Consider the following 23889-nt stretch of genomic DNA (forward strand, 5'->3'; position numbering starts at 1 on the left):
CAGAGCGCTTCGTTAGCCGACTAGTTTTGCGTCTCGTCAGCCTTGTTGAGCAGGATTTCAATCTCAGCATCAGCACGCAGCGCACTCACCACAGCTTGATAGCTTTCCTGCATGTAACTGTTAACGAGCTGGTCCTGCAATTGTGCAGACTGAGCTTCGTCGACAGTGCCAGCTTGCACGCCGGTAAGCGCAACAACGGCAACGTTGCCACTACTTAAGTTTACCGTATCAACAGTAACCGCACCTGCTGCTGGAGCACGCAAATTAAATAACTTCTGCACCACAGCTCGTGGATGTGCGGCCGCTTGGCGAGACACATTATCTAAAGCGACAAAGTCAATTCCTGTTGCTTCGTCCGCCTGCAATTGCGCAACAACTTCTGCCGCACGCTCTTCTGCCATCACTTGCGCCCGTTCACGACGAACCTGCTCAGTGACTTGTGCACGAACTTCATCAAGGCTTTGGGTTGAGGCAGGCTCATGACCTAATACGCGTACAACTACCGACTCAGTGTCACTCACTTCAATGAGTTCGCTGTTCAGTTGCTCGCGGATCAATTGACCATTAAATACAGGTTCCAGAACCGCCGGCGAGTCCAAAGGTGCCGGAGCACTATTGCGACTAAAGAACTCAGTTTCTTGCACTTGTAAGCCAAGATCCTCGGTAACTGGCGCGAAGGTATCTGGGATCTCAAAGGTCAACTCAGACACTTGTTGCTGTAGTTCGTAGTAACGCTGCTTAACGCGGTCGTCTTGCAAATCAGCGATGATTTCTGCACGAACTTCCTCAAGTGGCGTTACCGAGCCTTCTTTGATATCCGTCAGCTTAATAATGTGATAACCAAAACTCGTTTCCACTACACCAGTCGTATCGCCAACATTCTCCAGCGCAAACGCAGCTTCTTCGAAATCAGCATCCATAGTGCCTTTCTCGATAAAGTCTAAATCACCGCCCTGCTCACCTGAGAATACGTCATCCGACTTTTCTTGTGCGAGTTCAGCGAAGTCGGCACCGGCTTCTAAATCAGCCAAGATTGCTTCTGCTTCAGCTTTTGCCGCTGCAGCGTCTTCACCAGACTCAATCAAAATGTGCGAGAAGCGGTACTGAGGCGCAGTTGAATACTGGCTCATATTACCTTCATAGTAGGCTTGCACCTCTTCGTCCGCGATTTCGATTTCTTCAGCAATGCTACCGGCATCAACGAGCACATAGGCCAGCTTCACTTTTTCCGGTACTGCGAACTGCTGAATATTATCGTTGTACCATGCCTCTACTGCTGCCTCATCGACCTCGACCTGCGCAAGATAATCCGCCAGCGCAATTTCCGTATACTTACCGCTGCGAGTCTGCCCGATCAACTGCTGCGTTGCATCAACCTCGCTGGGCAATACAAACTCACTAGAAACGATCCCTTGCACCAACTGCTGGGTCACCAAGTCGCGGCGTACCACTTGGGCAAATCCGTCGGGAGTGTAACCTAAGCTGCGCAATGTCGTTAGGTACAAGTCGTTGTCGAACTGGCCAGCAACTTTAAAGCTCGAAATATCACGAATCGCCGCCTTAACTTGGGCAGCTGAAACACGCAATCCTTGGCCTTTCGCGGCTTGCTCTAATAATTTTTGATTCACCAAGTCATTCACAACTCGCGTACGAAGTTGCTGGGTAAAGCGCGGATCACGCGCCATCTGGTCGTAGAAGTCGCCCATTTGCTGCTGCTGACGGGCTCGCTCATTTTCGACCGCTCGGTCAAACTCTGCTTGGGTAATTTCCTCGCCATTCACTAATGCGACCGAAGGCTCAGGCTGATTAGCGATGTAGCCACCAATCCCAGCCAAAGCAAACGTTAACGCAATGAGTACAAGAAATACCTTGACCCAAAGGCTTTGTGACCCTTCACGAATCCTCTCCAACATAATCGTCTCTTAACCTCAAAGTGTTCTGATTTTTTCCGCGCGTTATTCTATCCCATTACGCAGAAAAAAAATAACCCGAAGACAGGCTTCGGGTTACTTTCTCTATTCGCTGGCGGAACGGACGGGATTCGAACCCGCGACCCCCGGCGTGACAGGCCGGTATTCTAACCAGCTGAACTACCGCTCCGCAGAGATTAGTTTACTGAGTCTTTCAGTGCTTTACCGGCTTTGAAAGAAGGTACTTTTGCTGCAGCGATTTGAATCGTCTGGCCAGTTTGTGGGTTACGGCCAGTGCGAGCTGAACGCTCACGAACTGCGAAGGTACCGAAACCTACCAATTGTACTGAATCACCCTTTTTCAAAGCATCAGTTACTGCTTCAATAAAAGAGTCCAGAGCTCGACCTGCAGCAGCTTTTGAAATTTCTGCTCCCTCTGCAATTTTGTCAACTAACTGAGACTTGTTCACAGTATCATCCCCTTAGATTGTTATTATCAGATTTTGCTTGGTTCCATTAGCTTTTAAATGGGCCAGCGAAGGTTATAACAAGCTTGAACATTCTGTTCAAGCGGTTCAACAGGTCTCCGACTACTTTTACGTTTCCCTGTCGTTCAAGTGCCACGTCAGGCGGTGTTTAAGGTTTCCCCTGACCATTCACTTTGACTCTAGGCTACCACAAGATTTTCGATTGAGAACCCTTTTTCACAATTTTTTTGACGAAAGAATGCGGGCTGTAGCCATGTTGCGGCCTCACAGCCCGCATTTTACCGTCTTAATGGGCTTTTTTACCTTCAGGTTGACGCTCTAATGCGACCGCCAAAACCTCATCAATCCATTGTACTGGCTGAATCGTGAGGTCACCTTTTACGTTATCGCTAATTTCTTGCAGGTCTCGCTCATTATCTTTCGGAATCAGCACATGCTTGATGCCGCCGCGATGAGCCGCCAACAACTTCTCTTTCAAGCCGCCAATGGCCAGCACTTCGCCGCGCAAGGTGATTTCTCCCGTCATGGCAACGTCGGCACGCACTGGAATCTGCGTTAATGATGAAACCAACGCGGTCACCATCGCAATACCTGCACTTGGACCATCTTTCGGGGTTGCCCCTTCCGGCACATGCACATGAATATCGCGTTTTTCGTGGAAATCATCGGCGATGCCAAGCATGTCGGCACGGCTGCGAACTACGGTTAATGCGGTTTGGATTGACTCCTGCATGACGTCACCGAGCGAACCGGTTGAAGTGATCTTGCCTTTACCCGCAACATTCGTCGCTTCGATGGTAAGCAAGTCGCCACCCACCTCGGTCCATGCCAAACCGGTGACTTGACCAATTTGATTACTTTCTTCTGCTTTACCATAATCAAAACGCTGTACACCTAAGTAATCCTTAAGATTATCGGCGTTGATTTCGACCTTTTTGATACGCTTATCAAGCACGATTTTCTTCACGGCCTTACGGCACAAACGAGAAATTTCTCGTTCCAAGTTTCGCACCCCAGCTTCGCGCGTGTAGTAGCGAATGATTCCCAAAATAGCGTCATCTTTGATGGTCAGCTCTTTTTCTTTTAAGCCGTTACGATCGAGTTGCTTCGGCAGTAGGTGCCGTTTTGCAATATTGAGCTTCTCGTCTTCGGTGTAACCGGCCAAGCGAATAACTTCCATACGGTCGAGTAACGGACCTGGAATATTCATACTATTAGAGGTTGCGACAAACATGACATCGGACAAATCATAATCAACTTCCAAATAATGGTCGTTGAAATTGATGTTCTGCTCGGGATCAAGAACCTCAAGCAATGCAGACGCAGGGTCACCACGCATATCAGCCGCCATCTTGTCGATTTCGTCTAATAAAAACAGCGGGTTACGCACTCCTACCTTGGCCATTTTTTGAATTAACTTGCCGGGCATCGAGCCAATATAGGTACGACGGTGGCCACGAATTTCAGCTTCATCACGCACACCGCCGAGCGCCATGCGAATGTATTTGCGCCCCGTTGCTTTAGCAATGGATTGTCCTAATGAGGTTTTACCGACCCCAGGAGGGCCGACAAGGCAAAGAATTGCACCTCGAACCTTAGTGGTCCGCTGTTGCACCGCTAAATATTCAAGGATGCGTTCTTTGACTTTCTCTAAACCGTAATGGTCGGCATCCAAAATCTTCTCTGCATTGGCTAGATCCTTCTTGATACGCGAACGCTTCTTCCATGGCACCGAGACCATCCAGTCAATGTAGCCACGAACCACGGTTGCTTCGGCGGACATCGGCGACATCATTTTCAATTTTTGCAGTTCAGCGCGGGTCTTCTGCTCAGCTTCTTCCGGCATTTTCGCATCTTGGATCTTCTGCTCCAGCGCCTCAAATTCATCCGGACCATCTTCCATCTCGCCCAATTCTTTTTGAATAGCTTTCATTTGCTCATTCAAATAGTACTCGCGCTGGCTTTTCTCCATTTGCTTTTTCACACGCGTACGAATGCGCTTCTCAACCTGTAACAAGTCGATTTCGCCTTCCATCAGCGCCATTAAAAACTCTAACCGCTCGCGAACTTCAGTGATTTCCAGAACCTTTTGCTTATCGTTAAGCTTCAACGGCATGTGCGCAGCCATAGTATCGGCCAAGCGATCAGCTTCTTCAATTCCTGACAACGACGTCAAGACTTCCGGCGGAATCTTCTTGTTCAGCTTCACATAGCCTTCAAACTGGTTGACCGCAGAGCGAATCATCACCTCTTCTTCTTTATCCGACATCGCCTCAGACTCAAGGTAGTGAACTTTCGCCTTGAAGAAGTCCTCGCTCGCCTCAAACTCGTCGATCTCAGCCCGTTGAGAGCCCTCAACCAGAACTTTGACGGTGCCATCAGGCAGCTTTAAGAGTTGTAAAATGTTCGCTACTGTACCGATCCGATGAATATCTTTCTCTTCCGGCTCATCAATACTGGCGTCCTGTTGTGCGGACAGAAAAATCTGTTTGTTGTTTTCCATCGCAGCTTCTAAACAGCGAATCGACTTTTCACGTCCGACGAACAGCGGGATGACCATATGCGGGTACACCACGACGTCACGCAACGGTAAAACTGGAATACTCAGGTGTTCAACCCGTGCTTCGCTCATAATTGTCTCCAGATGGGTAACTTCAAGTCCGATAAATTTATCTTACTCTCTAATATGAGGCCATGTAGATAAAGTTCAATGTTTGGCATAAAAAAAGGGCCTAAAAGGCCCTTTTTGCACATTTTTCATGCTAATCAAGGTGCTTATTCACCTGAGGCATGCTTTTCTTGTTCTTGGTTATGGTAAATCATAATCGGTTTGGACTCACCGGTAACCACCGATTCATCGATGACCACTTTCGCCACATTATCGATCGACGGCAGGTCATACATGGTATCCAGCAAGACGCCCTCAACGATGGATCTGAGACCACGAGCGCCGGTACGACGCTGCATAGCTTTACGCGCAATCGCTCGCAAGGCATCATCACGAAACTCGAGTTCCACGCCTTCCATATCGAACAGCGCTGCATACTGCTTGGTAAGCGCATTTTTCGGCTCTTGCAGAATCTGCACTAAGGCATCTTCATCAAGCTCTTCTAACGTCGCTAACACGGGCAAACGACCAATAAACTCTGGAATCAAGCCGTACTTAACCAAATCTTCAGGCTCAACTTGCTGTAACAGGTTCGCCATCTTTTCAGCCGCTTTGTTTTTCACTTCGGCGCCGAAACCGATACCGGTACCCGTGCTTACGCGTTGCTCGATGACTTTTTCAAGTCCAGCAAATGCACCACCGCAAATAAACAGAATTTTTGAGGTATCCACCTGGACAAATTCTTGTTGTGGGTGCTTGCGTCCACCTTGCGGAGGGACTGCCGCCACGGTACCTTCAATCAGCTTCAATAAAGCCTGTTGCACGCCTTCACCAGAAACATCTCGAGTAATCGATGGATTGTCTGATTTACGTGAAATCTTGTCGATTTCATCAATGTAGACAATACCGCGTTGGGCTTTTTCGGCATCGTAATCGCACTTCTGCAGCAACTTTTGAATAATATTTTCGACGTCTTCACCAACATAACCGGCTTCGGTTAAGGTGGTGGCATCAGCCATGGTGAAAGGAACATCAAGGAAACGCGCAAGGGTTTCCGCTAAATACGTCTTACCTGAACCAGTAGGGCCAATCAGCAAAATATTACTTTTGCCAAGTTCAACTTCGTCTTTACCCTTTCCTGAGTTTTGCAGGCGCTTGTAATGGTTATAAACCGCTACCGCAAGCACGCGTTTAGCAAATTCTTGACCGATGACATAAGCATCAAGATGATCACGAATCTCGCGTGGGGTCGGCAAACGATCAGAGCTTTCGCTCGGCGCAATGTTCTTGATTTCTTCTTCAAGAATATCGTTACAGAGCTCTACGCACTCATCACAAATAAAAACCGAAGGTCCGGCAATAAGTTTGCGAACCTCGTGCTGACTTTTCCCACAAAAGGTACAAAACAACGGCTGTTCGCCATTACCTTGGGTGTTATCAGACATGCTACTCTCCAGCTCGTTGCGTCAATACTTTATCAACTACACCGTAGTTTACTGCTTCTTCAGCCGACATAAAGTAATCACGGTCAGTGTCTTTCGCGATTTGCTCATAATCACGCCCAGTATTCTCTGCCAACATGCGATTCAAGCGTTCTTTAATATCAAGGATCTGGCGAGCATGGATCTCGAAATCAGACGCTTGACCTTGGAACCCGCCCAGCGGCTGGTGGATCATGACGCGCGAGTTCGGTAAGCAGTAACGTTTACCTTTGGTACCGCCAGCCAACAAGAAAGCGCCCATACTCGCCGCTTGGCCCATACATACCGTGCTTACATCGTTCTTAATAAAGCGCATGGTGTCGTAAATAGCCATACCCGCCGTTACCGCACCGCCTGGTGAGTTAATATAAATATAGATGTCTTTGTCCGGATTTTCTGACTCCAAGAACAACAACTGCGCCACAATCAGATTCGCCATGTGATCTTCCACTTGGCCACATAAGAAAATGACGTTCTCTTTTAACAGGCGCGAATAAATATCGTAAGAACGCTCCCCTTTAGCGGTTTGCTCCACTACCATGGGGACTAACTGCGCGAGCGGATCGTGCGCGAGTTCCGACATAGAAACTACTCCTAAAATAAAAAATGGCTCGTATAAGACTATACGAGCCATTAAACCAAGTTGCGAGTCATTCCGTCAACGCTTAGGTCGCGGAATCAACGAACTTACTTCTGTTTCGGGTTCATCAACTCGTCGAAGCTGGTCTTTTTCGCCGAAACTTTAGCTTTACCAAGAACGAAGTCAATTGCTTGATCTTCAAGTGCTACATTGCGCACTTGTTGCATCAATTCCTGGTTGCCTTTGTAATAGGCCACAACTTCTTCTGGATCTTCGTAAGCTGACGCATTGTTAGCGATGATTTCGTCAACTTTTGCATCGTCGACTTTAATGTCATTGCCACGAATAACTTCACCCAACAACAAGCCAATTTTTACACGTTCTTTCGCTTGTTCTTCAAACAAGTTAGCTGGTAACTCAGGCATTTGTTGAGCGTTATTACCGAAACGCTGCATCGCTTGACGACGCAAAACGTCAATCTCTTGCTTAACCATCGCTGACGGTGTTTCTACGTCATTGTGTTCAACCAAGCCTTTCAATACTTGCTCTTTCACTTTGCTTTGTACGGTGTTCTTCAGTTCGCGTTCCATATTTTTACGAACTTCAGCTTTAAGTGCGTCAATGCCGCCCTCTTTCACACCAAACAACGCAACAAATTCGTCATCGACTTCTGGTAAAACTTGTTCTTCAACTTTCTTAGCGACGATATCGAATTCAGCTTCTTTCCCTTTCAGGTTTTCAGCGTGATAGTCTTCTGGGAAGGTGACTTTAATGGTCTTTTCTTCGCCAGTTTTCATACCGATAATTTCGTCTTCGAAACCTGGGATCATGCGACCCTGACCAAGTTCTAAAGCGAAGTCTTGCGCTTTGCCGCCATCAAATTCTTCGCCATCGATGCGACCAGTGAAATCGATCGTGATACGCTCACCTTTCTTCGACTTACGCTTCACTTCTTTCCAGCTCGCGTGCTGCTTACGCAACGTGTCGAGCATATCGTCGACATCTTTTTCAGTGACGGTCACGTCAGGCTTTTCGATTTCGATTTTATCCAAACCTTGTACTTCAACTTCTGGATAAACTTCGAAGGTTGCAACGAACTCAAGGTCCTTACCTTCTTCATTGATTTTAGGCTCGATGGAAGGAGGGCCTGCAGGATTCATTTTTTCCTGCATGATTGCTTCGAAATATTTGCTCTGCATCAGTTCTTGTGCAGCGCGAGCACGAGCTTCTTTGCCGAATAATTTTTGCAATACATTCGGTGGTACCTTGCCTTTACGGAAACCGTTAATGCGACGGTTACGGTACTCGTTCTTCAACAGCTCTTTGACTTTTTCGTCGATGGTTGCCGCTGGCACAGTAATGGTGGCGCGGCGCTCTAATCCTTGGGTTGTCTCTACAGAAACCTGCATTGCTTTCTTACCTCGGCTTCACTATTGGCCTTGAGCCCACCACGATTGGGGCCCTTGAAAATGACGCCGCATTATAGCGAAGGGAGGCGAGAGAGTCGAGTAGTGCAGGTTATCTTTTTGTCGAAGTTAGCCACTAACTCGCGATTTCGAAACGATCACGGCCATTATGTTTCGCGCGGTACACGGCGTTATCAACCTTCCGCATCACATCATCAGGCGTACTCGTGGCCGTCGGAATAAAGGTGTAAATTCCGACACTTATGGTCAATTGAGCTGCACCCTCACAGGAGCTAATGCGCGCCAGTAAGGTTTCTGCGCGTTGTTGTGCTTCGGCCTCGGTTAACAATGGACAAATCGCTAAAAATTCATCGCCGCCGAAGCGACCAATCGTTTCACCACTGCGCTGCAAGGTGTGCTTCAGCTCTTGCGCAACACAGCGTAACGCCGCATCACCGACCATGTGCCCATGTTGATCGTTCAGTTGCTTAAAGTGGTCAATGTCAATCATCATCACGGTGAGGACTTGCTGTTTACGCTGTAACCGGCTGAGTTCGCTACTTAATGCGGCATCGAGCCCGCGCCTATTTTTCAGTTCGGTCAGCCCATCTTCATGTGCCAGTTGCGCTAACCTTGTATTGGCTGCCCGCAATTCCGCTTCCATCTGTTGTAGCTGGGCTTCGGTGCGGTGGCGCGCCAACGTGTTGGTGATCATGTCCGCCACCAAGCGCATTTGCCGCACATCTTCATCACTCCAGTCGCACTGTCGATGCACAAGATCACAACCAACAAAGCCAATGAGGCGTCCCTCCAAATACATGCCTACCGCCATCATTGACTGAATATTTTCGCGCACCAATTCAGCCTTAAACCCCCCCGCTTCATCAGGCAGCTGTGCTGTATCATTTACCAAGATCAGGCCGTTCGCCTTCATTTCGCGAAAGAACCACGGCATTGCCGAGGCCGGAACGCCTTGCAGGTCGTCTTTGTGGGCGGTAATACCGTCATTAACCCACTCATGCGTATTAGACATCTCGTTGTAGTCATTAGAAAACAAGAAGACGTAACAGCGATCCTTACGATCGTTGCTACCTAATGCCGCAAGAGCATTCTCGATATGTTGAGCAGACTCAGCGGGTGATGCGTTGATCAGGCTGGTACTAATTTGCGAAATAAGATACGCAAACTGCGCGGTCGAATGTGTTGTTATTGTAGTTGATTCGGTCGTCATGCGTAATGAACTCGTCATTTTTATTAACGAAACTTTAGCAATATGCGCTAGTTCAGACAGAATTTCAACTTAAGTGGGCGCTAAAATATGGAACAGAAAGGTTTATTTTTTTGAGAGGGAGATAATGGTCGGCGAGACTGGATTCGAACCAGCGACCCCTTGGACCCAAACCAAGTGCGCTACCAAGCTGCGCTACTCGCCGTAAATGGGGTGGCTGATGGGACTTGAACCCACGACAACCGGAATCACAATCCGGGGCTCTACCAACTGAGCTACAGCCACCACTACTTACTTTGACTTACTTCAACGTGCTTTGTCATGCCAGGGCTAAAATGGCGCACCCGGCAGGATTCGAACCTGCGACCGACGGCTTAGAAGGCCGTTGCTCTATCCAGCTGAGCTACGGGCGCATGGTACTAACGCTTGCTTAGAATGGTCGGCGAGACTGGATTCGAACCAGCGACCCCTTGGACCCAAACCAAGTGCGCTACCAAGCTGCGCTACTCGCCGACATCTAAGTAAACCCGTGCAGGACGCGGCCTGACAACGGGGGCGAATAATACCCACTCGGCTAGGCAGCGTCAAACATTTTTTTGCCCAAATTCACTGACTGACGATTTTTAAAACAATTCGCTGCTTAATTATACGTACCTTCATGAATTATCCCTAATCTTAACTACAATCAGCAGCGGAAACATGCAAAAATACACCACCAAATTGACCTTCACATTCTATTTATTTGGGGAATCCAATGACAGCGCAACTTATCGACGGCAAACATGTCGCCCAACAGGTTCGTGAACAAGTTAAACAACGCGTCGCTGAACGTGTACAACAAGGACTTCGCGCGCCAGGTCTAGCGGTCATTTTGGTAGGTGAAGATCCCGCCTCTGAGGTTTACGTCGGCAGCAAGCGACGCGCCTGTGACGAAGTTGGGTTCACATCGAAATCGTATGACTTACCCGCCTCGACCACACAAAGCGAGTTGCTCGCTCTGATTGATAAGTTAAACAATGATCCAACTGTCGATGGCATTTTGGTACAGCTCCCTCTCCCCGAAGGCCTTGATGCACAAGAGCTGCTCGAACGCATTAACCCCTTTAAAGATGTCGACGGCTTTCACCCCTTTAATATGGGGCGCTTAGCGCAACGTAATCCAGCGTTGCGCCCCTGTACACCGCGCGGCGTCATCACCCTTATCGACTCGATTGGTGTCGACTTGCATGGTTTACATGCGGTTGTCGTAGGAGCTTCTAATATTGTCGGTCGACCTATGAGCCTCGAACTCTTGCTCGGTGGCGCTACCACAACCGTCTGTCATCGCTTCACCAAAGACCTGCAACACCATGTTGAACGCGCAGATGTGCTGGTGGTCGCGGTGGGCAAGCCAAACTTTATTCCTGGTGCTTGGGTAAAGCCTGGTGCGATAGTCATTGATGTCGGTATTAACCGTGGAAGTGATGGTAAGTTAGTTGGCGATATCGAGTTTGCCCCCGCAGCCGAGCGGGCAAGCTATATCACACCAGTACCTGGCGGTGTTGGCCCAATGACCGTTGCCACGCTCATGCAAAATACCCTACAAGCCTGTGATACTTGGCACTCACCGCAGCGAGCCGAGACTAACTAAGGCACACGATAGCCACTCAATAACGGGTAGGCAACCTTATGCTCTAACGCCCAAAGAGGTTGCCCACTAAGCATTTGGCGTGAGTGGCAAAACTGTTGCGCAGCTGACGCATTCGCATTTTTCAGTGCGGCAAGCAGCGCTGCTGCGAGCGGTACCTGCAACCGCAAACACCACCACACTTCAATTTCTAACGTCCGCTCAGCTTGCCATTGCTCAGCATCAGCCGCCTCTGCTAAACGCAAACTGGCATGATCAACAGCTAACTCCTTTACCCACTGTTCCGACGCAAGATCATAACGTTGCTCAGCATGTTCCTGGAGAACTTGAGCAGTCGGCCGCAGAATTTGTAATTTCCCAGCCCACTGGAAACGCGCCCATTGCCGTGCAGTTGCTGCCAATTGTGCCTGCCAGCGTTCAGTTGTCGACGGCGGTAATGCTACGAACCACTGAGGTACAAGACTCGCCATGCCAACAATAAATGTTCTCTCCATCACAGCACGCTGACCATGGTTGATGGTGCCTGCACGTGCACTGTAGTTGGTTGCGGTTTGCACTGTGGCATGTGCCAAGGCAATCCATAACAGCTGCGTGACTAAAAGTGTTGTGACGAGAAGAATCGGGAATACGATTAAACTTTCGACCAGCGCTTGCCCCCTCTGCTTGGTGGTAGGCAAGCTCACTGGCATCCACCATTTGCCAAACATAGCTGCCATTGTTCATGCAATTGCTGCACACGATTCGCCAGTAGCACAACATCATGACTACCAAGCGTGGCATTGCTTGCTAGCAGGTCAGTGACACTCGCGCTTGCAGCCTGTACCTGATTAAATGTTGCTTGATCTATGAGTGCCGAGGTTGTGACCACCCGCTCAGCAATCACGTTGCCCGCATTATCAAGTGCATGTCCGTTCATATTCAGGTCAACTTCCATTTGGTTGTACTCTGGTGCTGTGACGTCGACCGTGCGATGCAAATAGCGCTTATGGAGTGCCAGCTGAACCGGCTCAAATACATGCAGGGTCAGTTCATTAGTGGAGTTAACGTGTGCTCCTGGAACCTGCTCACTTGTACGCTGGGCAACGGCAAGATCGGTCGCTGGTAAGGCTAAACGCAGCATATTGGCGCTCAGTTGCAATCGCCATTCACCTGGCCACGGTTGCCAAACGGCGGCGATATAGCCTTTGCTAATCAGTTCGTTCAAACTTGTCGGTGGACGACGTTCCTGTAACCAGAAGTACTCAATGGCCTTTAGCATTTGCTGTGCCACTGGCAAATCATTCACCGCCAGCGCGTTTCTGTTCTGTTGCGTGAGCCAATGTTGACTAAATAACAGCAACGCTGAAAGTAAACTTAAGGCAATCACTAACTCGATTAATATGAGTCCCCGCCGCTTCTGCATTAGTCGCCCTCCTGCAACTCAATGAACAAACGATGCTCGTTACGTAACCATTCTGTGTTGCGCTCAATTATGTTGATGCGCGCTTCTTGGCGTCGTTCTTGCTGCGTGTTGATGTAAATCTCTTGACGTTGTACAAAAATGATAACGAGCAATGCGAAGCTGCCTAGCACCGCCAATGCAATAACCCACTCGGCAAGCAGAAATCCGCGCATTAGGCTTGGTCGCACCGCAGTTCCACACTGCATCGTTATCACCTTTTGGTTATCCTTGGAAGCGCAGTGTCAGAGTACCCGCACTGTATGTGCTATCCACGGTGTATTCGGTGAAATCTCGTGCGAGGCGCGCTCCTTCACCGTCCTGACCAATGCCTGACACCGTGACAACATAACGACTGCTATCCGATACATCAGCGTCAACATTGATACTTCCACCCCATGGATTGATACTGGTGCCATCCCCCCAACTTTCAGGAATCGCTGCAATCGCCGACATCGACGCCATACTAATGCCAGTAAAATCGCCATTGCGCGGACGCCAAAGCTGTACGCCAGACTGAATGGTCACAATTTGGTTCTTGGCGTCACTCACTCGCGCATTGCCAACGGCCCAATCGCGAACCACCAATGTCCCCACAGTTGCTAACGCAATAATCGCTAGTACTGTAAGCACCTCAATAAAGGTGAAGCCCTGCATTCGACGCGACATTTTCATAGTCATAATTCACTTTCCTTGTTTAAGTTTTCCTAACACTAACGAACGTGTTGTTGAGTTACTGCCATAAGCATCGCTCCCATACCGCCAACGGTAATAAGCAGTAGCCATAGAATGAGCCCATAACAGCAGAGTTGCATGGTCACTCGTAAGCGTTGCAAAGCCGTCGCTGCATCTGCGGCGGCGTAATTCGCAACGCGTTGCAAGGTTCCATGTTCGGTTGCATTTCGACTACCGTTACTGAGTCGAAATAACATTCGTGGTGACAACAAGCCACAATCTAAAATCGTCGCCAGCAAGCGCTCTCCGTTAGCGAGTTTTTGCCGGATGTTCGGAAGTATCGGTGCCAGCGCACCCGTACCAAACTCCTGCATCGCTTCCAGAGCTCGATCGAGCCGAACACCGGCGCGTAGGAGAACGGTTAACGTTTGCAGCAACAAGACGCCATCGAAATAGCGGCGTATCACAAAAGCGTTGTGTTGCGCCAGCCAACGCCAAAACACATAACGAAAGTCAATAAGCGGGTAAGGTCCCCAGCACCAGATCAAAATAGCAGCTAAAGCCATCCCTATCGCGAACAACCAAACACCTTCGGCAATACTCATAAGGTGCAGACTTAGTAGTGGCCAACTTATTTCGGCAAGGCCCGCTGTGAGCTTCGGCAAAACCTGAGTACCTACTGCATAGCAAGCGAACATGCTTACGAGGAGCATGATGAACGGGTAAATAAGCGGTCGCCAGAATGCTTGCAGGGCCGCACGGCGCTGTCGCTCAAACTGGCGCTGCGCAGCCACGAGCTGTTCCAACAGACCACTTCGTTCGCCAACGCTAACCAGCATGCATAGATCTTGCGCAAACCATTTACGCATGGCTGTCGCCATAGGTTGTCCGCGATAAATAGCCGCCTGTAAATCGGTGACAGCTTGTTGCTCACGAAACATTTTTTGTTGTGCCGCATGGTGCTGAAGTTCACGACAAGCTTGTGCGACCGTTAGCCCATCGCCGAGGGCTAAGGCAATATCTTCAAGGAGCGCTAGCTGCTGTGCGCGGCGCAAAGGCTTGCTTAGCCGCAGCGACTTGAATGACTTTCCATCTGGCATTCCTTTGCCTCCTGTAATTGCTGATCGAGCGGTTTCCATCCGTGGCTGATAAGCTCCGCTCGATAATCATCCAACATATTGCTGCGTAGTGCGCGCCGTAACCCGTCATTCACATCAAGATACTCGCCAACAAATTGCCGTTTGCCAGCTTTTGTCCCCTGACATTTCGGGCAAGCTGTTCGGTCGTCTAGCACCCAACTTGCGCAATGCTGACAATCTTGTTTGAGCAACCTCTGTGCTAGGACGCCTCGAATAACGCCAGGTTGAGCAAGCATCTCATAAGCTAAACCTAAATCATGCAAGCGTTGTAACACCCCAAAGCAATCATGAGCATGCACGGTTGCGGTCACAAGATGTCCTGTCAAAGCCGCGGTATAGGCTGCTTGTGCGGTCTTACTATCACGAATTTCACTAATTGAGATCACATCTGGGTCTTCGCGCAAAGCAACTTTAACCATGTTGGCGAAATTTAATTCTGCGTGGTCTGCAATAACTGGTTTTTGCTCGATATGTGGCTGAATAATTTCAATGGGGTCCTCGAGCGAAATGATTTTATGATCAGGTGGGATCATTAAGTTTAACGCTGCTAAGGTCGTTGTTTTTCCCTGTCCAGTAGGTCCGGCGATCAGCAACATGCCACGAGGCTGTTCCAACAACAGATGTAATTGCGCAATGAGATCCGCAGCAACACCAAGATCTTGCAAACGCAGAATCTGTTGACGTTCGATTTGTACGCGCATGGTTACTGCGAAACCATTCCGAGTCGGCGATTTCTGCACGCGCAAACGAATACGTTGTGGCTCACCGTGCAGCGCCACGACCACATTAATGCTGGCACTTGATAACCGCTGTTCGTCAAATAATTCATGAAAGTCATCTGAACTGGTATTCAGTGCGGCTGCGATCGCCGCGACTAAAATTTCGCGCGGACGCTCAAGGTGGCCAACCAAGCGACCGTGCACTCGGAATGCTAAGCTCGCATGCCGTGCGTCGAACACCAAATGAATATCCGATGCTTCCAACACTAATGCTTGGGTCACCAAATCTTCCAAAGCTTGCTGGGCTCTCGTACGATCAAAAGTCGGCTCGTCATGTTGGCGCAAGCGTTGTGCCCGCGTCGCTTCTGCATCATGTAAAAACCTACGAATTTCCCGCGCATCACCAAGTAGTTGCTGGCGAAAAGCCTGACGAGCTTGCAACTCCTCCTGCAGACGCAAGAGCGCAATCGAGTCGCGCCGCCACGAGTCACGACTGGCAATTAAATACCCCTCAGTGGTCACTACCACTGCGGTTCCTTCTTCGCTAGCTGTTTCAGTCAACCCCACGCATTCTTGTAAATAAAACTCATCTGCAATTGCAGCTTGCCATTCAGTATCAGTAATGTAGCGCATTAGCGAACCTCCGTGAGTGCTATATCGCGCCGCCACTGTCCTTGCACGAGTGTCAACTGATGCCCTTGGCGAACGAGTTTAAGGCCATTTGGCCCTGGTAGCTCGACGCTTACGAAGTACGGCCGGCTATCACCCTGTAACCATACTCGTAACTGCGTATCCACTCCGACGACACCCAGTAGCTTTAACGTATTCAGGGGATTCTCAGTCGCTGTGACATGCGCCGCAGGCTGCGGATCAACCTCGGCGATTTGCGCTGCGAGCTGCGCAACTTGTAGTTGATGTTGCAGTTTGCGTACTTCTGCCGCCGCCTTCAACTCGGCCAACTCCTCAATACGCAAAGCGCTGACTCTCGCCAATTGCTGCTCCAGCTCACGCCCTGAAGTAGCGTCTACCACAGGGGTCGAAAATAAAAGTAACGCAAGTGGATAAACCATTATGATGCTCCTTCCATGGAAATGACCTGTGGTGCATACAGGTGAACCTCTAGTTCCGACCGCAATCGCGGCCCGGCTTGCAAGTTCATTTTCACGATTCGCAAGTGCGGATGATTAAGCAATTGACTCAATCGCGCGAGTTCAGCAAAGTCTGTCTGCAAAAACTTAAGAACAAATACACTTTGGCGATACTGCGCTGTCGCCAGCGCTTGTCCCTGTTTTACTTCAAGAGTGGGGAAATAACGCTTAAGTCGCCTCTGCCAATCAGCTGTATCGAGGCCAGTGACACTAAAGCCTGCTTTCTGGCGTGCAAATGGTACTGTCGGCCACGCGTATTTTGCCGCAGCTTGCTGCCTTTGCGGCAGTACTTGCCACGCGGCATCAAGCTGATGCGGCAGTTCCTCGGGACGACCATACGTTGCCCGTAGCGACACATGTAACTCCTGACCGCGCAACTCAGCTGAATGCCATTGCCACCCAGCAAGGTGGTTCATACCATGAAAAAGGTTTGGTAATTCTTGCAAAACCGTGGGCACAACCCCTTTCGGATCTGGCAGTGCTTGCTGAACCTTAACTTGCTCGTTCACTTGCACAGGTTGTTCCGGCCATAGATACCACCCCAAAGCGGCGGCAACCGTGAGGGTCAACAATACGGCTATAAATAGACGTTGTCGTTGCTGCCACGTTGTCGGTAAGGCGATATCACGTAACTTGGTTCGTTTGTCGTGTGGTAGGTCGCCAATATCTACCTGATTCGTGTGCAATTGCCATTGCGCTAAGTGGGCAAGGCAATAATCATGTAAGTGTTGTGGAACAGAGCTCGCCAGCAACAATGCTGAATGACGTCTCGTTTTACCCGTAAGCCGTTCGAGAAGTAGTTGTATGTGAGCGAGCCCGGTTTCATTGGCCGTGCAAGCAACACAATGCTGCAGCAGCGCATTCTTCCACACCACTACAACAAACTGCTCTCGCCATACAGCTAGGTATATACCTTGTACGACATTTCGGTAGTGACGACGTACGGTTGCCGCAAGGTCATACATCGGCGTTACTTCGCGGCTACACACCAGCCAATAACGCTTTCCAATACGACTAATATTGTAAGTTTGCATGCCACGCTCGCGTGCGACTGCCAGCGCCTTAGTAATAGCACTTGCAGAGCGCTCTTGCTGCCGCCAACCATTAATAGCCCACACCGCTGTCATCAACCGTTTCCTCTGGTCACAATGGTCGGCGTTAACAAGACCAAGGTTTCGCTATGCCGCTGCTGCTCAAGTTGTTGGCCACCGAGCATAATACTTAGCCAACTTTGTTGCGCCTGAAGCTGAGACCGCTGATTACGCAAACCAGACAAGAGTAATGTTTGTCCATCAGCAACCGCGGCTTGCATAAAAAATTGCTTACGGTTGGTATGCGGCGTTTGAATCAACTGGTCGCCTGACCGCACTTCATCAATGCGTTGCAGATCGGAAAGTTCAGTTGATAACTGGAGAATAACTTCGCCTTCGCGAATACTAGGTAATAAATAAAGCTCGAACCCTGTTGTTACGACTCCCGGTTGCAATGTTGTCGTAGCTCCCACATTCACTGTGCTTGTGGTTCCAGCCGAGGCTAAATAAGTCGCATTATCCTGTAAGGCAATTTTAGCTATTTGATTGTTTAAACTTACTACTCTTGGTTGGTTATTGATTGTCACCAAGCCTTGCTGCTCAAGTGCTTGAATAAAAAGTTCAGAACCTGCGGCACGTCCACTTTGACGCTGCCAGAACAATTGCCCACCAAGGGCATCGGCAAGTGCGCCACCACCCGCACCTAAACCTAGAACCGCATTACCACCGGCCGTTTGCGTTAATGCCTGCCAATCGATGCCAAGTTGTTGCTCATCATTAAAATTAACTTCAATGATCTGCACTTCAATGGCGACCTGACGGGTAAGCCTCTCGTTTTGTTGCCGCAGATAACTCGCAACCGCTTGCACATGATAAGGCGTGTCACGCACCACCACCGACGTTGAACTCTGATTTAAGCTCACGACACCGTGCTCGGATACCAATAATTTTAGGGTGCGCGCCAAATCATCCCAGACACTTAGACGTTCATTACGAAAGTTACTGTATTGCTCACTCGAGCGTTGCGGAGTACCACCTGAGGGCATCCCTTGCCCGTCATTAGCGACTTGCCTCGTCGTATCTTTATTCCCCATAAAATATTCGCTAGCACCGGCAATAAACGCCACGTCAAATTCCATCGTTTGCCAGCGGCTCCAACGCAACTGTTGATCATCGTACTCAACATGCCAGTTCAAGTGATTGGCAATAGCCTTGATCAGGTCCCCGCGGTACCCTTTGAAAACTAACGAAACCTCTTGTTCAGCTAAATTGGGATCGGCAAACGCAGAGGTTACGTACTGGTCAGTGAATACCGATGCAAGTAGGCTATCAAGCGGCATTGCGGTGACCTCGACCTGCACTTCTTTGCTATACCAGACGGGCTCTTGTTGCAGTGTTTCGTCGAGCGCTGGCACGAAAAAGTCATCGGCGTATTGAACTGTCTCTGCCGCAACGGCGGCTGGATAGCGCAACTTGGCAAGCTCAGCCAACGCCCTCGACTTGCGCTCTTCGAGGTCATGGGTGTTAGGTGTTTGGCATGCTCCAAGCAGCAACACCACACTGATCAGCGCGTATCTGGTCATCATTGCACCTGAGCGGTTGGCGCTACCACAGCCATGTGATTAGCGTACAAAGTGAGTTGCAGTTGATACGGTTGCAGGATTTTGGTGAGTGCGCGCTGCCAATCGTCGGCCGCAAACTCAAAGTGAGTCGACCAACGATAATGTGGTGATGCGCGCCAATCGATGTATTCAACATCGAAACCTTGCTTAATCAAGCTTTCGACTTGTGGTTTAAGTAAGCCGGGTTGCAAACGCGCGGTAATGGCTTGCGCGGCAGCTGCTTCTGTAACTGCGGTGCGCTGCGGCTTAAAAGGTTCAGCTGCGAAGGAAAAGCTCGGGCAGGTCGAGGCTGCTACGGGGGAGTCAATTTGACTGTAACTTGACGTGCACCAGATCGCGAGCGGTAATGCCAAGTAGGGCAAAATTCTACGGATAACTTGAGAAAAATAAACGCCTTGGCCCATGTAGTGACCTCCATGTCAGATTGCACCGTTGTTCCGTCACGGTGTCCTCTAACTGTAGTCACTGCCCTCACCCGCCGCAAGCGGGTAAGAGCGGATTCTAGCGAGCGTTATTTCTTACGCTTTTTAGTTTCTTTGACCTGCCATTTACCATCGCGATAGTAAGCCTGCCACCCCGTTGGCTTACCATCGGCTTCGGTAATAACATACTGCTCTTTTTGTTTGCGGCTGTAGCGAACGATCGCTTCATTACCGTCATCATCCTCGGTCGGCGCTTCGGTTAAATAATGAAACTTCTTCGGAATACGATCCTTAAAACGTTGCAACTCCGCAACTTTTACCGCACGTGTTTCACGTGACTTGGGAAACGTATTCGCCGACATAAACACACCAGACGCACCATCGCGCAGCACAAAATACGCATCAGAGTTCTCACATGGTAATTCTGGGAATGGCACAGGATCTTCCTTCGGTGGCGCTGGTTGACCATTTTTCAGGAGTTTTCGTGTGTTCTTACAGTCATCATTGGTGCAATCAAAGTATTTACCAAAGCGCCCCGTTTTCAGCTGCATGTCACTACCGCAGCGATCACATTCAAGCACTGGTCCATCATAACCTTTGATGCGGAACTCGCCATACTCGACCAGTTGCCCGGGACAAGCAGGATTGTTACCACAAACATGTAATTTGCGCTCTTTATCAATCAAGTAGCTGTCCATCGCGGTACCGCACTCCGGACAACGTTTTTTCGCCCGCAACGCTTCCGTTTCCGCTTCGTCGTCATCACTCACTTTGACAGCTTCTTCGCCAGGCAACAGATTCAGCGTTTGGGTGCAACGTTCCTTGGCTGGCAGCTCATAACCAGAACAACCTAGAAATACGCCGGTCGATGCTGTGCGTATGCCCATTTTGCGGCCACACTTCGGACAATCGATATCGGTCAGAACCATCTCATTGCCACGCATACCGCCAGCCTCCGGCGGTAGTTCGGCTTTCTCAAGTTTCTTCGAAAACTCGTCGTAAAAAGCGTCTAAGGTTTGTTTCCAATCACGCTTCCCTTCCGCAATGTCATCGAGCGCCTGCTCCATTTCGGCGGTAAAATTGTAATTCAATAAGCGCGAGAAATTTTCGACTAAACGATCATTGACGATTTCACCCATTTTTTCCGCATAAAAACGACGGTTCTCAACTCGCACGTAGCCACGATCCTGAATGGTCGAAATAATCGAAGCATAAGTCGACGGGCGGCCAATGCCGCGCTTTTCTAACTCTTTTACCAATGACGCTTCGCTGAAACGAGCCGGCGGCTTGGTAAAGTGCTGTTGCGGATCCAATGCCTGTAAATTCAAGACATCGCCTTTTTTTACATCCGGCAACGTCGCATCATCCGCATTTTTGGAGCCCGCAGGCGGTTGTACTTTCGTCCAACCGGCAAAACGCATAACCCGACCTCGGGCCTTCAATTCATAATCCCCCGCGCCCACGGTCAAAGTGGTGGAGTCGTAACGGGCTGGTGTCATCTGGCAAGCGACGAATTGTCGCCAAATGAGCTCATAGAGACGCTGAGCATCGCGCTCCATATCACGCAACTGTTCCGACTTAACACTGACACTCGAGGGACGAATTGCCTCGTGCGCTTCTTGCGCATTTTGCTTGGCGCCATACACATTCGGCTTTTCGGGCAAGTAGTCTTTACCGTACTGCTTACCAATGAAGTCGCGACATGTTGCCACTGCTTCCTTACTCAAGTTGGTCGAGTCGGTACGCATGTACGTGATGTGACCCGCTTCATACAGACGCTGCGCCAACATCATGGTTTTCTTCACACCATAACCGAGTCGCGTGCTCGCTGCTTGTTGCAGAGTTGAGGTGATAAACGGTGCCGATGGTCGGCTGCTCGTTGGTTTATCTTCACGGTCGATAACTTTGTAGTCCGCCGTCTTGAGTGCAGCAACAGCCTTATCTGCGGCGGCTTTATCACCAGCCTTGAACGTTTTTCCAAGGTACTTCGCTAACTGCATGCGCAATTCTTGTTTCTGCGCAGTGCTTAGGTCAGCATAAATATCCCAGTATTCTTCCGGTACAAATGCTTTAATCTCGCGTTCGCGTTCAACCACCAAGCGTACCGCAACCGACTGAACTCGCCCTGCCGACAAGCCTCTGGCAATTTTTTTCCAAAGCAATGGTGAAACCATAAAGCCCACCACCCGATCAAGAAAGCGGCGGGTTTGTTGGGCGTTCACGCGGTCAAGGTTAAGGTGTGCAGGCTGCGAAAACGCATCTTGAATCGCATTCTTGGTGATCTCGTTAAAGACCACCCGACGAAAGCGTTCGTCGTCGCCACCAATAAGCTCGCGTAGGTGCCAAGCAATGGCTTCCCCCTCGCGGTCCAAATCCGTTGCGAGATAGACGGCATCGGCTTTCTTCGCTAGCTTTTGTAGCTCGCTGACAACCTTTTCTTTGCCGGGTAAAACTTCGTAATGTGCTTCCCAGCCGTGCTCGGGATCTACCCCCATCCGGGCGACAAGCTTCTTGAACTCGCGCGCCTGTCGATAGGCTTCTTTTTGTTCCGGCGACATCTTGCGCACTTCAGCTGGTGACTTTTTCGCCACCTCCGCAGTGCTGCGCGTAGGTAGGTCACGTACGTGGCCGACACTCGATTTCACGACGAAATCGTTGCCTAAATATTTATTTATGGTCTTAGCCTTGGCCGGCGACTCGACAATTACTAGCGATTTTGCCATGCGTCCTTCGTGTCCTAATAAGATGGGATCTTTTTTTAGATATATCGCTTCTGTTCACAGTAAACAACCATGCGAAGCAAATTTAATAAAAATTCGTTGATTACTTATAGCTATGCAAGCGCTCCTCGGATCACCTTGTAAGACGCGGACTTACGCCACTTCAGGGCTTACACAAGAGGCCCGTTGTGGGTATAATAGCCGCCAATCACTTGCTTGCAACTGCAATGGAGGAATTCGTGAGCACTCAACATTTTGAAGTGAACTTCGACGGTCTGGTTGGCCCTACGCACAATTACGCGGGTCTATCCTTTGGTAATGTCGCGTCACTATCCAACGCTAAAGCCGTTTCCAGCCCTCGCTCCGCAGCCAAGCAAGGCCTTGCTAAAATGAAGGCCCTACACGATATGGGAATGGTTCAAGGCGTCTTTGCACCGCATGAGCGCCCTGACATTGCCACCTTGCGCCGTCTTGGTTTCACTGGCAACGATGGCGAAGTTCTCTACAAAGCCGCCACCGAAGCGCCGCAAATTTATCAGGCTGTGTGCTCCGCTTCAAGTATGTGGACGGCAAATGCAGCAACGGTATCGCCGGGCGCAGACACTGCGAATGGGAAAGTCCACTTTACCCCCGCTAACTTGACCAATAAATTCCACCGTTCATTGGAGCCGATGACCAGCGGCCGTATTTTACAAGCTATGTTCAATAACTCACGTTATTTTGAACATCATCTGCACTTACCTGACAACGAGCATTTTGGTGATGAGGGTGCGGCGAACCATACGCGATTGTGTAGCAACTATGGCCACGCCGGTGTCGAGATCTTTACCTTCGGACGTTATGCATTTGACAGTAGTAAGCCGGCACCAACGAAGTTCCCTGCACGGCAAACCTTTGAAGCGTCGCAAGCGATTGCGCGTTTGCATGGCCTGAGTGACGAAAATACAGTCTATATTCAGCAGAATCCGGATGTTATCGATCAGGGTGTATTCCACAATGACGTCATCGCGGTAGGTAACCAGAATGTCTTGTTCTACCACGAGCAAGCCTTCTTGGATACCGAAGCGAAACTTGCTGAAATTCAGCAGAAATTCGGCGCTGAGCCGGTACACTTTATTTGTGTTAAAACCAGCGAAGTCTCTGTGGAAGATGCGGTACAAACTTATTTGTTTAATACGCAGTTGCTGACCATGCCAGATGGCAGCATGGCCATCATCGCGCCAACCGAGTGCGAAGAAAATCCGCGCGTGAAGGCTTATTTGGAAGATTTAGTGCAGCGTAATACACCTATCAAGAAAGTGCACTTCTTTGACGTTAAACAGAGCATGCGTAATGGCGGTGGTCCGGCTTGTCTGCGCCTAAGGGTTGCTATGAATGATGATGAGCTTGCTGCAGTCAATCCAGCCGTGATCATGAACGATGGACTCTTTACTCGCCTTAATGAGTGGGTAGATAAGCATTATCGCGAAGAATTGAGTGTGGATGACCTGCGTGACCCACAGTTGCTGAACGAGTCGCGCGGCGCACTCGACGAGCTGACGCAAATCCTGAAATTAGGCTCGGTTTACCCGTTCCAACTGGTATAAAAAAAGCCCGCTTCGGCGGGCTTTTTGTTTGTTCATGGTAGCCCGTGGTTCTACCACGGAT

The 23889-nt window shown here is 49.7% G+C and carries 20 protein-coding genes and 5 tRNA genes; 2 read left to right on the forward strand and 23 right to left on the reverse strand.

Annotation, left to right across the window (positions count from 1 at the left end):
- Positions 1-20: 20 nt before the first annotated feature.
- From NV375_RS04840 to NV375_RS04895, 12 genes are all read right to left on the reverse strand, one after another.
- Positions 21-1913, reverse strand: a complete 1893-nt coding sequence (locus NV375_RS04840; RefSeq protein ID WP_258807179.1) for a SurA N-terminal domain-containing protein — start codon at positions 1911-1913, stop codon at positions 21-23.
- Between the two features lie 110 nt (positions 1914-2023).
- Positions 2024-2100 (reverse strand) — tRNA-Asp (locus NV375_RS04845).
- Positions 2101-2107: 7 nt separating this feature from the next.
- Positions 2108-2380 (reverse strand): nucleoid-associated protein HU-beta, encoded by a 273-nt coding sequence (gene hupB / locus NV375_RS04850; protein WP_034732659.1) that lies wholly within the window; start codon positions 2378-2380, stop codon positions 2108-2110.
- Between the two features lie 304 nt (positions 2381-2684).
- Complete coding sequence (gene lon, locus NV375_RS04855; protein ID WP_258807180.1) at positions 2685-5030, reverse strand: endopeptidase La; 2346 nt, start codon at positions 5028-5030, stop codon at positions 2685-2687.
- Positions 5031-5173: 143 nt separating this feature from the next.
- Positions 5174-6451 (reverse strand): ATP-dependent protease ATP-binding subunit ClpX, encoded by a 1278-nt coding sequence (gene clpX / locus NV375_RS04860; protein ID WP_126771031.1) that lies wholly within the window; start codon positions 6449-6451, stop codon positions 5174-5176.
- A 1-nt stretch (position 6452) separates the two neighbouring features.
- Positions 6453-7070 carry an ATP-dependent Clp endopeptidase proteolytic subunit ClpP gene (gene clpP / locus NV375_RS04865; protein ID WP_126771032.1) on the reverse strand — a complete coding sequence of 206 codons (618 nt, stop codon included), beginning with the start codon at positions 7068-7070 and terminating at the stop codon, positions 6453-6455.
- A 104-nt stretch (positions 7071-7174) separates the two neighbouring features.
- Positions 7175-8476: a trigger factor gene (gene tig, locus NV375_RS04870; protein WP_126771033.1), complete on the reverse strand. Its 1302-nt coding sequence runs from the start codon at positions 8474-8476 to the stop codon at positions 7175-7177.
- Positions 8477-8609: 133 nt separating this feature from the next.
- Positions 8610-9704 carry a sensor domain-containing diguanylate cyclase gene (locus NV375_RS04875; protein ID WP_157980865.1) on the reverse strand — a complete coding sequence of 365 codons (1095 nt, stop codon included), beginning with the start codon at positions 9702-9704 and terminating at the stop codon, positions 8610-8612.
- A 125-nt stretch (positions 9705-9829) separates the two neighbouring features.
- Positions 9830-9906 (reverse strand) — tRNA-Pro (locus NV375_RS04880).
- A gap of 4 nt (positions 9907-9910) precedes the next feature.
- Positions 9911-9986 (reverse strand) — tRNA-His (locus NV375_RS04885).
- Between the two features lie 51 nt (positions 9987-10037).
- Positions 10038-10114, reverse strand: a tRNA-Arg gene (locus tag NV375_RS04890).
- A gap of 23 nt (positions 10115-10137) precedes the next feature.
- Positions 10138-10214, reverse strand: a tRNA-Pro gene (locus tag NV375_RS04895).
- A 241-nt stretch (positions 10215-10455) separates the two neighbouring features.
- Here NV375_RS04895 and folD point away from each other — a divergent pair.
- On the forward strand, positions 10456-11331 hold the full coding sequence (gene folD, locus NV375_RS04900) for a bifunctional methylenetetrahydrofolate dehydrogenase/methenyltetrahydrofolate cyclohydrolase FolD (RefSeq protein ID WP_126771036.1): 876 nt from the start codon (positions 10456-10458) through the stop codon (positions 11329-11331).
- Here the strand turns inward: folD and NV375_RS04905 are convergent.
- From NV375_RS04905 to topA, 11 genes are all read right to left on the reverse strand, one after another.
- Entirely contained in the window at positions 11328-12044 is a 717-nt protein-coding gene (locus tag NV375_RS04905; RefSeq protein ID WP_126771038.1) for a TadE/TadG family type IV pilus assembly protein, read from the reverse strand. The genes folD and NV375_RS04905 overlap by 4 nt on opposite strands.
- The gene (locus tag NV375_RS04910) at positions 12008-12730 is read right to left on the reverse strand and encodes a hypothetical protein (protein ID WP_126771040.1); all 723 of its coding nucleotides are present in this window, start codon (positions 12728-12730) and stop codon (positions 12008-12010) included. Before NV375_RS04910 ends, NV375_RS04905 begins: the two co-directional genes overlap by 37 nt.
- Complete coding sequence (locus tag NV375_RS04915) at positions 12730-12975, reverse strand: hypothetical protein (protein WP_126771042.1); 246 nt, start codon at positions 12973-12975, stop codon at positions 12730-12732. The genes NV375_RS04910 and NV375_RS04915 overlap by 1 nt, the downstream gene beginning before the upstream one ends.
- 16 nt (positions 12976-12991) lie before the next feature.
- Positions 12992-13447, reverse strand: coding sequence for a type II secretion system protein (locus NV375_RS04920; protein WP_241967821.1), 456 nt, complete (start codon positions 13445-13447; stop codon positions 12992-12994).
- 32 nt (positions 13448-13479) lie between these two features.
- Positions 13480-14541, reverse strand: a complete 1062-nt coding sequence (locus tag NV375_RS04925) for a type II secretion system F family protein (RefSeq protein ID WP_258807181.1) — start codon at positions 14539-14541, stop codon at positions 13480-13482.
- Positions 14505-15932, reverse strand: a complete 1428-nt coding sequence (locus NV375_RS04930) for a GspE/PulE family protein (protein ID WP_258807182.1) — start codon at positions 15930-15932, stop codon at positions 14505-14507. Before NV375_RS04930 ends, NV375_RS04925 begins: the two co-directional genes overlap by 37 nt.
- Positions 15932-16369 carry a hypothetical protein gene (locus tag NV375_RS04935; RefSeq protein ID WP_258807183.1) on the reverse strand — a complete coding sequence of 146 codons (438 nt, stop codon included), beginning with the start codon at positions 16367-16369 and terminating at the stop codon, positions 15932-15934. Before NV375_RS04935 ends, NV375_RS04930 begins: the two co-directional genes overlap by 1 nt.
- Entirely contained in the window at positions 16369-17574 is a 1206-nt protein-coding gene (locus NV375_RS04940) for a hypothetical protein (RefSeq protein WP_258807184.1), read from the reverse strand. The genes NV375_RS04935 and NV375_RS04940 overlap by 1 nt, the downstream gene beginning before the upstream one ends.
- Positions 17574-19061, reverse strand: coding sequence for a hypothetical protein (locus tag NV375_RS04945; RefSeq protein ID WP_258807185.1), 1488 nt, complete (start codon positions 19059-19061; stop codon positions 17574-17576). Before NV375_RS04945 ends, NV375_RS04940 begins: the two co-directional genes overlap by 1 nt.
- The gene (locus NV375_RS04950; protein WP_258807186.1) at positions 19061-19504 is read right to left on the reverse strand and encodes a hypothetical protein; all 444 of its coding nucleotides are present in this window, start codon (positions 19502-19504) and stop codon (positions 19061-19063) included. The genes NV375_RS04945 and NV375_RS04950 overlap by 1 nt, the downstream gene beginning before the upstream one ends.
- Before the next feature lie 107 nt (positions 19505-19611).
- Positions 19612-22245 (reverse strand): type I DNA topoisomerase, encoded by a 2634-nt coding sequence (gene topA / locus NV375_RS04955; RefSeq protein WP_126771055.1) that lies wholly within the window; start codon positions 22243-22245, stop codon positions 19612-19614.
- 236 nt (positions 22246-22481) lie between these two features.
- On the opposite strand from topA, the gene astB reads away from it, so the two are divergent.
- Positions 22482-23828, forward strand: a complete 1347-nt coding sequence (gene astB, locus NV375_RS04960) for an N-succinylarginine dihydrolase (protein WP_241967822.1) — start codon at positions 22482-22484, stop codon at positions 23826-23828.
- Positions 23829-23889 lie beyond the last annotated feature (61 nt).

This window comes from Pseudidiomarina sp. CB1 (assembly GCF_024752025.1).
Classification (GTDB): Bacteria; Pseudomonadota; Gammaproteobacteria; order Enterobacterales; family Alteromonadaceae; genus Pseudidiomarina.

Coding starts and splice junctions, on each gene's coding strand:
- NV375_RS04840 (WP_258807179.1), bottom strand. CDS start 1,913: ATGTTGGAGAGGATTCGTGAAGGGTCACAAAGCCTTTGGGTCAAGGTA.
- lon (WP_258807180.1), bottom strand. CDS start 5,030: ATGAGCGAAGCACGGGTTGAACACCTGAGTATTCCAGTTTTACCGTTG.
- clpX (WP_126771031.1), bottom strand. CDS start 6,451: ATGTCTGATAACACCCAAGGTAATGGCGAACAGCCGTTGTTTTGTACC.
- clpP (WP_126771032.1), bottom strand. CDS start 7,070: ATGTCGGAACTCGCGCACGATCCGCTCGCGCAGTTAGTCCCCATGGTA.
- tig (WP_126771033.1), bottom strand. CDS start 8,476: ATGCAGGTTTCTGTAGAGACAACCCAAGGATTAGAGCGCCGCGCCACC.
- NV375_RS04875 (WP_157980865.1), bottom strand. CDS start 9,704: ATGACGACCGAATCAACTACAATAACAACACATTCGACCGCGCAGTTT.
- folD (WP_126771036.1), top strand. CDS start 10,456: ATGACAGCGCAACTTATCGACGGCAAACATGTCGCCCAACAGGTTCGT.
- NV375_RS04905 (WP_126771038.1), bottom strand. CDS start 12,044: ATGGCAGCTATGTTTGGCAAATGGTGGATGCCAGTGAGCTTGCCTACC.
- NV375_RS04910 (WP_126771040.1), bottom strand. CDS start 12,730: ATGCAGAAGCGGCGGGGACTCATATTAATCGAGTTAGTGATTGCCTTA.
- NV375_RS04915 (WP_126771042.1), bottom strand. CDS start 12,975: ATGCAGTGTGGAACTGCGGTGCGACCAAGCCTAATGCGCGGATTTCTG.
- NV375_RS04920 (WP_241967821.1), bottom strand. CDS start 13,447: ATGACTATGAAAATGTCGCGTCGAATGCAGGGCTTCACCTTTATTGAG.
- NV375_RS04925 (WP_258807181.1), bottom strand. CDS start 14,541: ATGCCAGATGGAAAGTCATTCAAGTCGCTGCGGCTAAGCAAGCCTTTG.
- NV375_RS04930 (WP_258807182.1), bottom strand. CDS start 15,932: ATGCGCTACATTACTGATACTGAATGGCAAGCTGCAATTGCAGATGAG.
- NV375_RS04935 (WP_258807183.1), bottom strand. CDS start 16,369: ATGGTTTATCCACTTGCGTTACTTTTATTTTCGACCCCTGTGGTAGAC.
- NV375_RS04940 (WP_258807184.1), bottom strand. CDS start 17,574: ATGACAGCGGTGTGGGCTATTAATGGTTGGCGGCAGCAAGAGCGCTCT.
- NV375_RS04945 (WP_258807185.1), bottom strand. CDS start 19,061: ATGACCAGATACGCGCTGATCAGTGTGGTGTTGCTGCTTGGAGCATGC.
- NV375_RS04950 (WP_258807186.1), bottom strand. CDS start 19,504: ATGGGCCAAGGCGTTTATTTTTCTCAAGTTATCCGTAGAATTTTGCCC.
- topA (WP_126771055.1), bottom strand. CDS start 22,245: ATGGCAAAATCGCTAGTAATTGTCGAGTCGCCGGCCAAGGCTAAGACC.